The following is a 15,020-nucleotide window of genomic DNA, read 5'->3' on the forward strand; positions in this document are numbered from 1 at the left end:
CAAAAGGCCACCATCGTGGCCCAGGTGGGTCACTTTTACTTCGGCGCTGTGGGTCAGTTTTACATCGGCGCTAACAAACGGATCAGTGCGGACCGCTCCTACGCAAGGCCAGGCATCTCCTAGCGCTCATGTAGGTATTAAGGGTTTCAAATATTTTTGTTTAGAAGAAACGCGCCGGGCTGCGCCATGTGATCAGCGGGAATGAAGCTGGCGCACTCTTAATTTGGCGAGATGACGCGCCTCTATCGGCATCGGCACGCATTACCGCGTAGCCGATGTTGTGCGCAGGTTGATAGCTCTGTATTGCCGTTGCTTGCCGTAACGCGGCCCGTTTTTCTCGAACGTGGCGCAGAGTCGCTCCTCTCCACAGGGTGCCAGGTCCGCTTGAGCGACCCGTTCCCAATAGTCGATCGAGGTGCGCAGCTGTGCGAGCTCGTGACGCTTCTCCTTGACGATGTCCACCGAGTAAGCCATCGCCCCCAATCCCAGCACGCCCGCCACCAGCATCGTGGCCGAGGCGATCCACATGCGCCGGGTGCTCCGAGTCTCCAACGTCTGCTGCGCTTGCATGTAACGCCGCGTGGCGTGCTGCAATGTCTCGTCGGCAGTGGCCATTTCTTTGTTGAATCGTTGGGCTGCCGGTTCCAGCGTCTGCGTCAACGCCTGATTGGTCAGCTGCGTCAGCCTCGGCAGTGCGTTCTCCAGCACGCGATTGATCTTGGAGTCGGCGCTGCCCACCGCGTTCTGGAGCACCTGGAGTTGCTCGGTGACCACCTCCCGCAGCCGTTGTTCGCGCTGCTGCATGGATGCCACCAGGGTCGTCAGCACCTTGACCGTCTCCTGTAACGAGGCGTTCGATGCATTCAACGTGGCCATCATTCTCGCCATTGCGGCGTCTTGCCTGTCCATGAGGTCTCCTGAGCTTGGCTGGTCACGGAAGCGATTTTGACTAACCACCGCCTCCACCACCACCACCGCCTCCTCCTCCCCCGCCACCGTCTCCGCCTCCGTCCCCTTGGGGACCGCTCTGCATCGGCCCCTTGGCGAACTCCGGCAGCGTCAGCACCATCACCGACCCACGGCTGGTGTTGACCTCTGCTGAGACATCCATCCCCAGTGCTTGGCGTGAGGCGGCGAGCTCCTGGGCCTCCTGCTGGGCCTGTTCCTCCAGGAACTCGTTGCCTGTTTTGATCAGCGCCTGCGTTGCTGCGCTGTTGGCCACCCGGTTCAGGGCCTGCTCGATCGCCAGCTCGTTTTTGCTGTCGAGCGCGTAGAGCACTTCGTCGATGTCCGGGTCGCCGGTGATGGATTTTCGCTGAGTCTGCGACGCATCGTTTGGCGCATCCCCTGCCCCTGGACCGGCGAAGCGCTGAGCTAGAGGTGGGTAAGCATCGGTTTGCTCTGCCGCTTCACTGGGAGAGCGACGCGCTTGCTCGCGCTGCGGGAACTCGTCGAGGCTTGTGCCGTCCACGCTTCGGGTGTCGTCGCGAGCGAAGGGATAGGGTTCTCCACGCTCGCGATACTCCCTCCATTGCTTGTGGAAGCGTTCGTCTTCCCGATCCGCCGCCTCAATCTCCTGTTGCAGTTGACGCAGCGAGCGCATGGTCTCTTCCAGGAACAGGGCGCCGCCCGGGTCTACGGCACTGCGGTCCTGCGCCGGGGTTGATTGCGTTCGTTGGTCTTCTGCGTCAGCAGACCCGACAGACACGTGAGTGGCGGCACTGCTTGCCAATGACTGCTCACGCGCTTGCGCGAAGTGTTCTGGGGGCAGCACCGGCACACCATGATCAGCGAGCAAGGCGTCTGAGGGACGGGGCTGTTCGGCTTCTCGCTCAGGCGTGGCAGACGCTGTGGAAAGCGATGCAATCAACGGTTCTGCTGTCGCAGGCACTGTTGGGGCCATGGTCTGAACCGGCGCTGCTTCCTGCTCACGCGCCACCTCTTGCTGACGGACCGACGCTTGCTCCATCTCCGCCGGCTGCGTTTGCACATGGCGAGACAGCGCCGGGGACACCGTATCGGCCTGCACGCTTTGCACAGGTTGGTCGCTGCGTTCCCGGCCCCCAGAGGGAGACACTTGGAGGTGCGCAGCATCGCGACTCTCCAATGCCTGCCTTTCCGGCGCGCGCTCTGCTTTTTGTGCTTGATGCGGCTGCGCGTCACCCAGGCCCGTCGTCTGCTTTGGTGGGTCAGGTGGGTTGTGAACCAGCTGTTCGCCTGCCTGTTGGTTCTGGACTTCAGACTGCTGACGCGTCTCCTTCTGCTGCAACCCGGGCCACGGCGTTTGTTGAGCCAGCGCGGCATCTTGAGCGTGCGGTTGAGGGTCCGGTTGCGGCGAGGATTCCTGAGGCTGGGCCTGCTGCTGTTCGAGTCCTTGAACTTGCTGTTGATCCTGTGCTTGCCGAGCCTGATCTTCCTGGGCCTCAACCTGCCTGGCTTCTTGAGCCTGGCGGTCTTGCTGCTCCCGATGCTGGTTGTCGGCTTGGCGCTCTTGCGCCTGACGTTGCTCGACATCCCTTTCCTCACGCTCCTGCAGTTCGCGCTGCTGGCTGGCCTGTGCTTGGCGCTCCTGTTGCTCGTGTTCTTCCTGTTCGCGTTGCTGCTCGGCTTGGCGTTGACCTTCCAACACCGCGTGCGCCTGGACCACTTGTTCGCTTTGTGACCTGTCTTCGTGCTCAGGCTGTGCCTGCTGGAGGTGCTCGCGCACCTGCGCAGCGTGTTGCTCTTGCACGAGGCGATCTTGCTGTGCGCGTTCTTGCTGCGCCTGCGCCGCGACAGAGGATTGCATGCGTGCCTGGATATCCAGCACTTGCTGCGGATTGGACGACTCGGAGGTCGAGGTGTCCGCATCTGCCGTTGCCTCGGCCGCGCGCCCAACGCTTGGCGAATCTGGTCGATTGCCTTGCGCCTCGCTCAATGCCTGCCGGATATCCTCGCTGCTAGTGACAGCCACCACACGAGTGACCCCATCACTGCCGCGCTGGAGGTGCGCAATGGGGCTGTCGTAGCCGTATTGCCCCGACTCATTGCGCTGCAACTGCTGCATGGTCGGCCCGGTGATGCCGCTGGCCGCCATGGTCCGCTGCGAGGCCAGCTCCACGGCCTGCTGGGCTTGCGGGCTGACGTTCAAATCAACGCCGGCGGCCCGGTAACGATGCAGCAGTTCGTTGTGCTCCATCTGCGCAGCCGTGGGTGGGGGAAGTGCCTGGATCGCTGCCAAGGCTTCCTGGGCGCGCTCGATTGAGGGCTGCCGCAGTTGGTCGGTCAGTTCCAGCTCCATCGCCAGGTTGCCACTGGCGACGCCATTCTTGCCGGCCCACTGCCCAGACTCGTTTCGCTGGTAGAGCTGAGCGTCTGAACCGAGCACCGCTCCAGGCTTGGCTTGGGCGGCTTGGACGGCCGCAGGCACTTCGACCCCGTAAGCCTGGGCACGTTGCGCGGCATGGTTTTCCAAGTATGCGGCGGCGATGGCTTCGCGTCCGGTGGCGATGTTGCTTTCGATGCGGCTAAGGGCTTCTTGATTGAGCTGTCGTGCGCGTTCCGGGGAAGCGGTTTGGTGTTCGTAGCTGCCCCGGTCGTTGGCACCGGATACTGCGGTTTTGACTTGGCGCTCCCATGCCTGGCTTTCCGGATTGCGATGCCAGTTCTGGTTGTCTAGTCCAACTTGGTCGCTGGCTCTTGCAGGGAGGTTGAACGGGTCCTGTGGTGGTGGAGCCTTGCCCAGCGCCAACTCCACTGCCTTGGCGTTGGCCAACGCACCCAGTTCCTGGGATTTTTCGTAGCTCGCAACCACGGGCTGCTCGCCCGATGTGCGGCCGCCATCCTGGGCAAAGTCGATGGCCGCTTCGCGCTGCCAGTTGCGACCATTGAATTGCCACTCCACACCGGCCTTGTCGGTTTGGTGGTAGATGGCGCGGTTGTCGAGCAAGTCGGCGCCTTTGTCGAACGCCTTGCTCATCAACAGCGCATCGCCGACCACCAGCGCCGCGGGCACGAAGCCACTGCCGCCCAGCACCGCTGCCGTGGACGCACCGCCGGCCCAGCCGCCCGCGTTGCGGGCAATGGCGTGCTGAACTTCCGATTGCGCGGCCGTGGCATTGCCTTGCTCCAGCAGCTCTGCCGAGTTGCGCGCAGTCAGCACCGCATCGGCGCCAGTGGCTAGCAAGCCACCCGAGCGCACCAAGGTGCTGGCGGATGCGTTGCCCAGCAACACTTCCATGGACGCGGCACCCCTTTGCCCACGGGGAACTCGCAGAGGTCCGCCCGCTTCTTCGCCCAGAACCTGCTCGACCTTGAGGATGCCCTGTTCTGAAAAAACCACGCGCCCGTCATGATGGGCATTGGCGATGGCGAGCGACAACCCATGGCGCTGAAGTTCGATGTCCCCGCCTCGAACGATGGCGATGTTGCCGACATGGATCTGGTTGAGCGTAGTGACGATGCGCGACTCCGAATGCGCCACAGCTCCCCAGCCGTGATCCACCCCCGTGAAGCTTTTTAGGGCATCAATCTGTTGAGCATGAGTCTGCTGATATGCCTGGATGTCGCGGAAAAATTCTTTAACCCTCTGGCTGGTCTGCGCAGGGGTTAAACCAACAGGTGTATTGGTGTTCAAGTCGCTGTTGATTAGGCCTACTTTGACGGTATCGCGTAGTTGCTCGACGCGCTGAACAACGCGGTCCATTGCCGCTGGGTCGCCCTCCAACATGGCTCGTCCATCTCGAGACGCATAAATATCTTCAAGGCGATCAAGCAGCCCATACTGGTATGCGCTAAGAGGGCCGCCGCTGTGTGGCGTGATGCCCATCATTTGAGCAAACGCGGGATTGGCCGGAAGGAACAGTCGGTTTTGCGGTGCGTGGATATCAAACTTCCCCGCCCGTTGAAGCTCATCAAGCAACTCGCTGTTCTTCAGCGTCTGCTGTTCAATACTGTGGTGGTCCTGAAAAAGCGTTCGGTAGTTCGGCACGGATCGGGCTCCTTCCTTGCGACCTTGTGCATCGCCTTATCGGTTGACTACATCGTAGAACCACAGGCCATCCGATTGCCCTTGAGTGCCTATCCCGGCTGCTTTCACAGCATCCTTGAACACCCGGTCACAAAAGACGCCGCCGTGAAACGGTAGCCTGAACACGTGCGCCGACCCCAGCACGTCGCGTTTGAAGGCCAGCCGAGAGCCCCCCGCCAGGCTGTAATATTTACCGTCTTCGTATTCGTCACTCACCTTAATATCTAAGTGAGAGGCATCTTCATCCAACGCGTCCACGGTGCGGACCACATCGCACAGGTAGACGTTTGGCCCCTTCGAGCCATCGGCCAAGCGATAGTCAGTCTCGGCAAACGCGAACGCCCGAGGATCTACCGCCTCCATCACTCGACGTAGGCGCTCTGACACCAGCCAGTAACCACTGAATCCCCCTTCCAGGTCTTCGGGAAGCACGCCTTCACCGGGCTGGTAGACAAGGCGTGGGATCTCGCGCAAGGCGGGAAATCCGCCGTCCTTGGGCTTCAGAATTAGCCTTGGCGGAGTGAGGAGAACGTCTCGGTTCTCAAAAACAACCCCATGGCCTTTTCCCCCGCGCCGAACGTCCGGCTGCAGGTGGAAGAACTCCCCTTTCTTGGGCTGATTGGTCGTCGTTGTTTCCATGCGTTTCCCGGCCACTTGGGTATGGTTCTTACCTCAGTCGAGCAGAGTCTACCGTCTCACGCCAAAGCGCGCGCTCAAGCGGCTGCCTCAGCCGCACTTCTGGTGCACCGTCAGAGCGTTCTTGTGCAAACTCATCACTGAGGCGAGTTCCTACACCACGGCATACCCTCGGTAACTACGCATAGATTTCACTCTTCCACGGACCGACCATGGGCTTCGATGTCAATGCAATCTACGCGCAAGTGGCCACAGGGCTCCGAAAAGCCAAGCTCCACTGACCAATTCAGCGAGCCAGCCTGCAAAGCCCTCGTTGATCTCTAGAAAAATCATGGTTTTGCACGCTTCACCATGAACTCGGCGATGTACTGGTTCACTTCCCACTCGATGAAGCCGATGTTGCGACCGGGGCAAATCGGCTTCAGGAATTCCGGGTCGTGATACGGGGAGGCCCCGTCCATCCACGCATACACAGTTGCCCTGCCAATGCCGATCCTCGCCCGAACTTGAGTCGAGCGTTGGGCATGGGGCCCGCACTGCTTACTGCTGCTCATGCTGATTACCCTGCTTGTATGAGACCCGTCTCCCCCCCCGGTCTAGCGCAAGCCGGGACCAGCGTCGATCCACGCCAGGTACAGCTGCCACCGCCAGTGCGCGTTGGCGCGCTAGGTGGTTCCCGACTTGAGTTGGGCGTCTCCGACCAGCTACGCTTGGCTGACGCGACTAGGGAGCGGATGCGTGTCAGGGGAAGAAGTAGAGGTTCGCGTTCGCGAGAACGGCAGGGTCGTAGCCACAATCCAAAGGCCACTGAGAGAACTCGACGGGAAGCCGGCGATCACTTATCGTAAGCAGCTCTGGCTGCTGAACGGCAACTCCATCGAGATCGGTGCGGCCATGTCTGGCCCCCCGCTACGCCCGCCACAGCTGTCGGCCGACGCCGAAGAGATGTTCAAGCGGGAAGTTCCGGTGCGCGCCGAGCCTCCGCCCCCCCTACCGCCTGAGACCGAGGACCTTGGCGAGGGCGCACCGACTTGGCAGGACGACCCGGTCGCCGAGCCGCCGGCTGCCCGCCTGATCGTTGACGCCGGCCCTGGTACCGGCAAGACGCATGCGGCCTGTGCGCGTGTCGCGGCGATGGTCAATAGCGGCATCCCAGCTTCCCGTATCTGCCTCGTGAGCTTTACCCGCACGGCGGTTGTCGAAATCCGAAGTCGCATTGCGCGGACATTGGAGGAGCCCGGCGACGCCGCGAGCGTTCGCGTCATCACTCTCGATGCCTTCGCGTGGGCCGTGCACTCCGGTTTCATGAAGGAAGCACGCCTTACGGGTAGCTACGAGGACAACATCAACGTTGCCCTGCAACTCCTTCGAAAGGATCAGGATGTGCGCGATGATCTGGCGCGCATCGAGCACCTGATCGTTGACGAGGCACAAGACATCGTCGGCCCTCGCGCGGATCTTATCCTTGCGATGGTGGACGGTCTCAGCCCCGAGAGCGGGATCACTGTCTTCGCCGACCGCGCCCAAGCGATCTACGCGTTCGCCGAAGGCGAGGACGACTCCAATGGCACGAATCTGCTCGACGCGCTAACAGCGCGCGGCTTTCGCCAGATGCAGCTGACCGAAGTGCATCGCACTTCGGACCCGAACCTCCTTGCCATCTTCACCAAACTGCGCCGTGACCTTCTGTCTGGCCGCAAGGCAAACCTCGAGAAGCACGTCAAGAGCGAGATCCGGCGTCTGGCCCATGCAGATGCAGGTGAGGTCGCGAAGCTCAAACTCGATGCGCTGCCACACGATGCGCTCGTCCTCATGCGCAACCGCTTGGACGTTCTGATCGCCTCGAGCCGCGCCGGACTTTTGCCGCACCGTCTGCGTTTGTCCGGCATGCCAGTCTGCGTGCGCGGCTGGGTTGCCCAGTTGCTCTGGGACTACACCCAGCGGCGGATTACCCGCGACAGCTTCGAGAAGCGCTGGCACGCGCGCGACATCCAGGCGCCCTTCGACTGCGCCGAAGCATGGAGCCGCTGCGTAGAAGTGGCCGGAGACTCCGTCCATGTCGTTGATCTCCACTCGCTGCGAAAGGTGCTGGCCCGCACCAACCCGCCCATGCAGTTTTGCACGCCCGAGTTCGGCACCGCCGGGCCGATCCTCGGCACCATCCACGCCAGCAAGGGGCGCGAAGCGCCGACTGTCTACCTCTACCTGCAAGAGACAGCGGCCGCCGACGAGACGGGCGAAGAGTCGCGGATCATGTTCGTCGGCGCTACCCGACCGCGCGATCGCCTGCTGGTGGGCACCACGGGCGGCCCCGGCGGAAACAAGATGAATGGCCGCGTGTGGCGTCGCACTGGCATCTCGATTGAGGTCGAAGTGGGGCGTCCGCACGACATCGAGCCGTCAGGACTCGTCGGGCGCACCTTCTTCGCCCGGCAGGAAGATGCCCGCGTCGCTCAGGAGGCGTGGGCGAGCCAGCCCCGCCGCCTGCGCCTGATGTTGCGCGCCGAGTCGACCCTAGGCTGGCAGTTCACCATCAACGATGGAGAGCAGCGGTTGGGCGGGCTGAGCGATCGTTTTCGCGGCGACATCGAAAAGATTGCCTGGCGTCTCAACAAGTCGATCACTTGGCTTGCATACGGCCGGTCTATCGGTCTGCGCACGATGGTCGTTGCGCCCGATAGCCCTCACCTCGAAACCATGCTCGAACCGTGGAAGTCGAGCGGCTTTCTCTATGCGCCGCTTCTGACTTCGTTCTCTCACTCCAAGCCGAAATCCCGCTGATGTCAGCACGCGACGCACTCATTGACCGCCTCGCGGTCGATCTCATCGGCCCCCTTGCGCCCGACGAAACCGTCGACGCCAAGCCGTCGGATGTCTACCTCACCGGCATCCTGTGGCCCCAGAACTTGGCGATACCTCCCGAACAGGACGATCGTCTTGCCGTAGCGGGTGGCGACGGCGATACCAATGAGGAGAGCGACGAGTCCTCACAGCCTCCCGCCGCCCAGATGCGCCGCCCCTCGACAGCTGGCATCTCGTTCGCCTGCACCTCCGCAGGCGAAGCTGCGCCGCGCGTGATTGTGGAGATCGGTTGTGGCCGCTATCAGCCGCATTCGGAAGAGAAGGACAGGTGGGAACGGGTCGACATCGCGCTGTCGCCAATCGAGATCGAGCTGAGCCCAGGCAGCGATGACATCCCGCTGGCGGCTGTCGGCATCGCTGGCGTTCGCCTGAATGTGCGGGTCCTTTCGTTCGATGCCGGCGTGCTGGCCACCATCACGCTCGTCAATGGCTCGCGGCCCGAGCGCAGTCGCGAAGCGATCGAGGTCGCCACTCTGTTTCAGACCCGCTTCACTATTCGCGCCGCCGAAGGGTCCCGACTCATCACGCGTCCAAGCCGAAAGGCAGCGATCGACGCTGATGACCGTTCCAATGCCCTCCTCTTCCGGCGCTCGCGCGAATACGCCACAGGCCACACCTGCTCGGCCGAGTGGGACGCGGGCACCGAAGGTCGCGAGATTGACGCGGTGCGCACGGCATGGATACCTCAGGGCACCGCCACAGCGGTGAGCCCAGACGGCTCACGCCACTTCGCGAGCCTTACTAGGTCGGGCTCGCTGGCAGCTGCCACCTTGGCGCAGAGCACCGACGACGAGCTGGTGGGCCACCTCGGCGCACTTTGCGACGCTTATGGCGCGTGGCAGGACGATCAGCGTGCGAATCTGGAAGACATTCCAGCACCCCTTATGGACACCGCCAACGCGCATCTCGATGAAATCGCGCATGTGCTTGGACGGATGCGCCGCGGCGTTGATCGGCTGGCGGCCGACGGCGCGATGGCGGAAGCGTTTCGGCTCGCCAATCTTGCAATGGAGACGCAGCGGGTCTGGGGCGGCTCTTCGCTCGTCTGGCGACCCTTTCAGCTTGGCTTCCTCCTACTGTCGATGGAATCCACGCTCGATCCCCAGCACCCTGATCGGGGCGTGATGGATCTCCTCTGGTTCCCAACCGGCGGCGGAAAGACAGAAGCCTATCTGGGCCTCGTGGCCATGGTGGCCTTCCATCGTCGCCTTGTTGGCGCGCGGCCCGAAGACGGCGATGGCGTTGCCTGCATCATGCGTTACACCCTGCGCCTCCTCACCACGCAGCAGTTCATCCGCGCTGCGGCCACGATCTGCGCATGCGAGGCAATCCGGAGGGGCACAGTCAGCTCTGGACAAAAGCTGGCGCTGGGAAAGACGCCCTTCTCGCTCGGTCTTTGGGTCGGCGGGGACGCAACGCCGAACTCGCGAAAAATCGCATTCGACAACAAGGGCGATGCGTTCAAGCCCCAGGCGCGTCAGCTCACCAAGTGCCCGTGCTGCAACGCTGATCTGGATTATGTCCAGCCGCGCGATACCGACCCGGTTGTTGTCGAATGCCGCACGGCTGGATGCGCGCTCTCCAAGGCTCCGATCCCGGTGTTTACGGTAGACGAAGACGTCTATCAGCAGCGGCCAACGATGCTGCTGGGCACGGTCGACAAGTTCGCGCAGATCGTCCGAAACCCCGCCTCGCGTGCGCTTTTCGGTGTAGGCACGCCCATGCAGCCGCAGTTGATCCTCCAAGACGAGCTCCACCTGATCGCAGGCCCCCTCGGCACGCTCACCGGTCTTTACGAGACGGCCGTCGACATCATCCTCTCCGACAACGGCCGCCCGCCCAAGATCGTGGGCTCGACGGCCACGATCCGCCGCGCGGGCGAGCAAGTGCGCGCGCTCTTCGACCGCGGCACCTGCCAGTTCCCGCCGCCAGGCCTCGATGCCGAGGATTCGGGCTTCGCCGTGCAGGACTCCGCGCTGGCGGGCAGACGCTACATCGGTCTCACTACGGCAGGCCGTTCCGCCAAATTCACCCTGCAAGCAGTTTCCGCCTCGCTCATGCACGGCGCGCTTCACGCCCTGAGCCCAGAGGAGCGCGACCCTTACTGGACGCTCCTCGCCTACTTCAACTCGCTGCGCGAGCTGGGCGGCGCGCTCGTGCTCATGCAAGACGACGTATCAGACACGCTCGCCCTGCTCGCGACGCGCGCAGGCGTGGCGCCGCGACAGCTGTCGGAGATCGAGGAGCTCACGTCTCGGCGCACGCAGGCTGAGATCCGCGACATGCTCGACAAGCTCGCTGTGCGCGTGGATCAGCCCGGCGCTGTGGATGTCGTGCTCGCCACCAACATGGTGAGTGTGGGCGTCGACATCCCCCGTCTCGGCCTCATGCTGGTGAACGGCCAGCCGAAAACGATGGCCGAATACATCCAGGCCACGAGCCGCGTGGGCCGCGGCAAGGTCGAAGGACTCGTGGTGGCGCTCCTTAACAACGCCAAGCCGCGCGACCGCTCGCACTACGAGACATTCAGCACTTGGCACTCGATGCTCTATCGCTTCGTTGAGGCCACGAGCGCCACGCCGTTTGCCTCGCGCGCGCGCGACCGGGCGCTCCACGCGGTCCTAGTGGCAGTAGTGCGCCACCTGATCCCCGAGATGCTCGAGGCGCCCACGTGGTCGGACGGAAGCATTGCCCGCGCCCGCCAGCTGATTGATCTCATCGTGGCGCGCGCGGGCAGAATCGACGCCGACGAAGGGGGCGTGCGCGATGAGCTGCACCGCCGCCTCGATACGTGGATCCGCCGCGCGCCCGAAATCTACTGGAAGAAAAAGGGCTCGCGCGCGATGCCCCTGATGCAAAGCGCCGAGGAGGCGGCGGCGCGACGGGCCACCGGCCGCGCCGAAGGCCACGCTTGGGCCACTCCGAACTCCATGCGCGGAGTAGAACCCGCTACACCCTACCGTCTGGTCCCCGGCCTGAGGAACAACGATGTCACGCAATAAGCTTGGCGATCTGCGCCGCAGCGCGGCAGCGTCTCTCTTTGGGCCCGGGGCGGTGATCGACTTTCGAGCGGGCGATGCGCCGATCTCGGCCGTCGCAGGCGGCCTTGAAGAGTGGGACCGGAACTTCCCGCCGGCCGGCATGCGAAACGAGCAGACGGTGCAGGAGGCGCGGCTCCAAAAGAAGCTTGGCGTGCAGGGTTTCCGTCTTCCGCCGGTGTCGGCCGAGGAGTTCAACCGGCCGGATAGCAAGGCCCTCGTGGCTGTGCGCTTCCCAAACTGGCTGCAATGCCCTCAGTGCAGCCGCCTCGCCGAGTCGCGTGCATGGTCGGACGAGGCGGGTCAGCCAGGGCTCTACTGCGCGAAGTGCACCCAACGCATGCCCGGACGGCGCAAAGTGTGGGTCGTGCCGGTGCGATTCGTGATGGCCTGCGAGGCAGGGCACCTCGACGAATTCCCGTGGCACTCTTGGGTGCGCCACAAGGAAGGTTGCCAGAAGCGCACCTTCCTGAGCCTCGTGTCCGAGCGTGCGGGTCTAGCGGGCCTGATCCTGAGCTGCCCGAGCTGCCATGCCAGCCGCTCGATGGACCGGGTATTTTCCGAGGAAACCTGGGAGACCTTCCCCAATTGCCGTGGACGCAGGCCTTGGCTCGCGGGCGGGGACGAGACCTGCGAGCACAAGGCGCGCGCCGTCCAGCGCGGCGCATCCAATCTCTACTTCCCGGTGATCGAGTCTGCGCTGAGCATCCCGCCGTGGTCGGATCAGATCCAGGAAGCGCTAGGTGTGATGTGGGATCAGTTCATGAATGTCGAAGATCCCGACGAGCGCGCGACATACGTCCGCATTCTCGCCAAGAACGAGCTGAAACCGGTGCTGGCGGAGCTCGGGCTGACGCCCGAGGGGTTCGCTGATCTCCTAAACCGCCGCATGACATCCCATGAGCAGATTGATATAGATAACCTGCGTGGCGAGGAGCACCGCCAGTTCACCAGCGGCGTCGCCGACCATGGACCGGATCGCGAGTTCGAGATGCGGCCCCACGCCGTGCCGGCCGCGCTCTCGCAGTGGTTCTCCCACTTGGTGCGCGTGGTTCGCCTCCGCGAAGTTAGCGCCTTGAAAGGCTTCACCCGCATCCATCCGCCGGGCGACCCTGACTCGCCCAACTACGCGCAGCTTTCGGTGTGCGGCCTTGGATGGCTACCTGCTATCGAAGTGCGTGGCGAAGGCATCTACCTGGAACTCAGTGCAGATGCCCTTGCGCGCTGGGAAACGCAGGCCGGCGTCGTCGAGCGCATTCGCACGCTCGACGAGCGCTATCAGGCTGACTGGAAGCAGCGCTTCGGGGAGGAGGAGCCACCTCGCTCTATCACCCCACGGCGCGTTCTGGTGCATACCCTTGCCCACGCGCTGATGCGCCAGCTCACGCTCGACTGTGGGTATTCCTCAACCGCCCTCCGTGAGCGGCTCTATGTCGATCACGGCGATGCGCCAATGGCGGGCCTACTGATCTATACGGCGACGACCGATGATGACGGCACGCTGGGCGGGTTGCAGCGCGAGGGGATGCCCGAGCGGATAGAGCGCACGATCCAGGCCGCTATTCAGGCCCAGGCGTGGTGCTCGTCCGATCCCCTCTGTATCGAAGATCTTCTCGCAGGCGACGCCGGCATGTCGCTTGCTGCCTGCCATGCCTGTGTGCTCTCACCTGAGACCTCCTGCGAAGCCTTTAACCAGTTCCTCGACCGTGCGCTCCTGGTCGGCTCCCCTGCCGATTCCTCGCTCGGTTTCTTTCGTTCGCTTATCGAAGGACAACGCTGATGGCGACGATGTGGCCACGGCTGCTCCCTTCTGCAATCCGGGCCGAGTCGCGCCGAGCGGCAGAAACAAAGGTGTTCGATGCGCTGGCGGCGCAGCTCGGAGTCGGATGGACGGTTTTCTACTCGCGCCCCTGGCTCGGCGAGACCGCTTCGGGCGCCGAGATCGATGGAGAATCTGACTTCGTCGTCGCGCACCCCGACCACGGCGTGCTCTTCATCGAGGTAAAGGGTGGCGCGATCAGCTATGACCCCGCTCTGGATCGCTGGACCAGCCGCGATCGCTACGGCATCAACCACACCATTAAAAACCCAGTCGAACAGGCGTCGAAGAGCAAGCACACGCTGCTACGAAAGGCGCAGGCCGAACGGGGCTGGCCACGCGGCATCATCCGTTTCCGCCATGGCGTTATCTTTCCGGACGTCCAGGCGGTGCCGCAGCACATGGGTCCCGACAAGCCGAGGGAGCTGTTCGCAACTCGCCCCGAACTTGATCAACTCACCGACTGGGTCGCCCAGCGTCTATCGGGCGGAAACGATGACGCCCTCGGGCCGCATGGCATGCGCGTGCTCGAACAGCTACTTGCCCGCCCCATCCAGCTCCACTCGCCCCTCGCATATTCAAGTGCGGATGACGATGAGGCGATCGAAAATCTTACGCCGCAGCAGTTCCATATCCTCAACGCTTTCGAGGACCTGCGGCGAGTGGCCATCTCGGGAGGCGCCGGCACTGGGAAGACCGTGCTCGCCTGTGAAGATGCACGTCGCCTCAGCGCAGCCGGGCAGCGCACTCTCCTCACCTGCGGCTCCGCAAAGCTCGCTGAGCACATCCGGCTGGTGCTACGCGAGAGCGGGGTTGATGTGTCGACCTTTGCGGAGCTGGCTAGGCGCTTTGGCGCCGAGACTGGGATCCTGACAGACCGGGCCACACCGCGCCCCGAGCAGCTGCCTGAGATCGTCTTCGACAGTCTTGCCGCTAAGCCCGATCTCGCCTACGACGCGGTGGTGGTGGACGAAGCGCAGGACTTCCCCCCGAGCACATGGGTGGCCATCGATGCACTGGCGAGCCGGAGCGACGGGGCCACTCTGCGCGCCTACTTCGATAGCAATCAGCGGCTCTACGGCGAACTGCGCAGCCACTTCGACGCCTACACGCTTCTTCCGATCCGCCTAAGCCGAAATCTGCGCAACACCCAGAACATTCACGACGCCACGCAGCGTTTCTATCGTGGCCCGGGCCTGATCGCAGACGGCCCTGTTGGAGCCGAGGTGCAGTGGCTGCCCTGCAACGACGGTCAGATCGAGCGGACCGCGCTTGGCGAAGTGCGCCGACTGATCAACGTCGAAAGCGTGTTGCCAGAGGATATTGCCCTGCTAAGCCCCGAAGGCGCGCCTCTGACCGCGCTAGCCACCCCTCTCCGCGACCAGATCCATGCCGGCCTGACGCTCTCGACGATTACCGACTTCAAGGGCCTCGAACGACGCTTTGTGATCGTGCTCGCCACGCGAGAGCTTTCAGATATCCCTGAGCTTGCCTACGTCGCGCTGTCGAGGGCGCGAGTCCACCTCACGGCCTTAGGGCCCGCAGAGGTGCTGGACTGGCTAAGGACGGAAGCGCAGCGCGTTTAGCAAACGTTGCTTCTGATTTTCTTTGGGATCGTGCCGATACACCGGAGCTCTACACCGCTTCCAAGGACGCT

8 protein-coding genes are annotated in these 15,020 nt (G+C 63.3%); 4 read left to right on the forward strand and 4 right to left on the reverse strand.

Annotated elements, in window-relative coordinates; translation table 11 throughout:
• Positions 1-261: 261 nt before the first annotated feature.
• The 4 genes from LL964_RS14465 to LL964_RS14480 all read right to left on the reverse strand — a co-directional run bounded on the left by LL964_RS14465 (position 262) and on the right by LL964_RS14480 (position 6,198).
• The gene (locus tag LL964_RS14465; protein WP_104587971.1) at positions 262-909 is read right to left on the reverse strand and encodes a hypothetical protein; all 648 of its coding nucleotides are present in this window, start codon (positions 907-909) and stop codon (positions 262-264) included.
• 40 nt (positions 910-949) lie between these two features.
• On the reverse strand, positions 950-4,969 hold the full coding sequence (locus LL964_RS14470; protein ID WP_208621457.1) for a ribonuclease E domain-containing protein: 4,020 nt from the start codon (positions 4,967-4,969) through the stop codon (positions 950-952).
• A 36-nt stretch (positions 4,970-5,005) separates the two neighbouring features.
• Positions 5,006-5,647, reverse strand: coding sequence for a DUF1629 domain-containing protein (locus LL964_RS14475; protein WP_104587838.1), 642 nt, complete (start codon positions 5,645-5,647; stop codon positions 5,006-5,008).
• Positions 5,648-5,973: 326 nt separating this feature from the next.
• Positions 5,974-6,198, reverse strand: a complete 225-nt coding sequence (locus LL964_RS14480; RefSeq protein WP_104587839.1) for a helix-turn-helix transcriptional regulator — start codon at positions 6,196-6,198, stop codon at positions 5,974-5,976.
• Between the two features lie 184 nt (positions 6,199-6,382).
• Here LL964_RS14480 and LL964_RS14485 point away from each other — a divergent pair, with 184 nt between their 5' ends.
• Genes LL964_RS14485 through LL964_RS14500 form a run of 4 tightly spaced genes read left to right on the forward strand, consistent with a single transcriptional unit; the run spans position 6,383 to position 14,949 of the window.
• Positions 6,383-8,425 (forward strand): UvrD-helicase domain-containing protein, encoded by a 2,043-nt coding sequence (locus LL964_RS14485; RefSeq protein ID WP_104587840.1) that lies wholly within the window; start codon positions 6,383-6,385, stop codon positions 8,423-8,425.
• Positions 8,425-11,508: a helicase-related protein gene (locus LL964_RS14490; RefSeq protein WP_104587841.1), complete on the forward strand. Its 3,084-nt coding sequence runs from the start codon at positions 8,425-8,427 to the stop codon at positions 11,506-11,508. The genes LL964_RS14485 and LL964_RS14490 overlap by 1 nt, the downstream gene beginning before the upstream one ends.
• Complete coding sequence (gene drmB, locus LL964_RS14495) at positions 11,495-13,324, forward strand: DUF1998 domain-containing protein (protein ID WP_104587842.1); 1,830 nt, start codon at positions 11,495-11,497, stop codon at positions 13,322-13,324. Before LL964_RS14490 ends, drmB begins: the two co-directional genes overlap by 14 nt.
• Positions 13,324-14,949: an NERD domain-containing protein gene (locus LL964_RS14500; protein WP_104587843.1), complete on the forward strand. Its 1,626-nt coding sequence runs from the start codon at positions 13,324-13,326 to the stop codon at positions 14,947-14,949. Before drmB ends, LL964_RS14500 begins: the two co-directional genes overlap by 1 nt.
• Positions 14,950-15,020: the final 71 nt, after the last annotated feature.

The sequence above is a fragment of the Xanthomonas melonis genome (assembly GCF_020783655.1).
Lineage (GTDB): Bacteria > Pseudomonadota > Gammaproteobacteria > Xanthomonadales > Xanthomonadaceae > Xanthomonas > Xanthomonas melonis.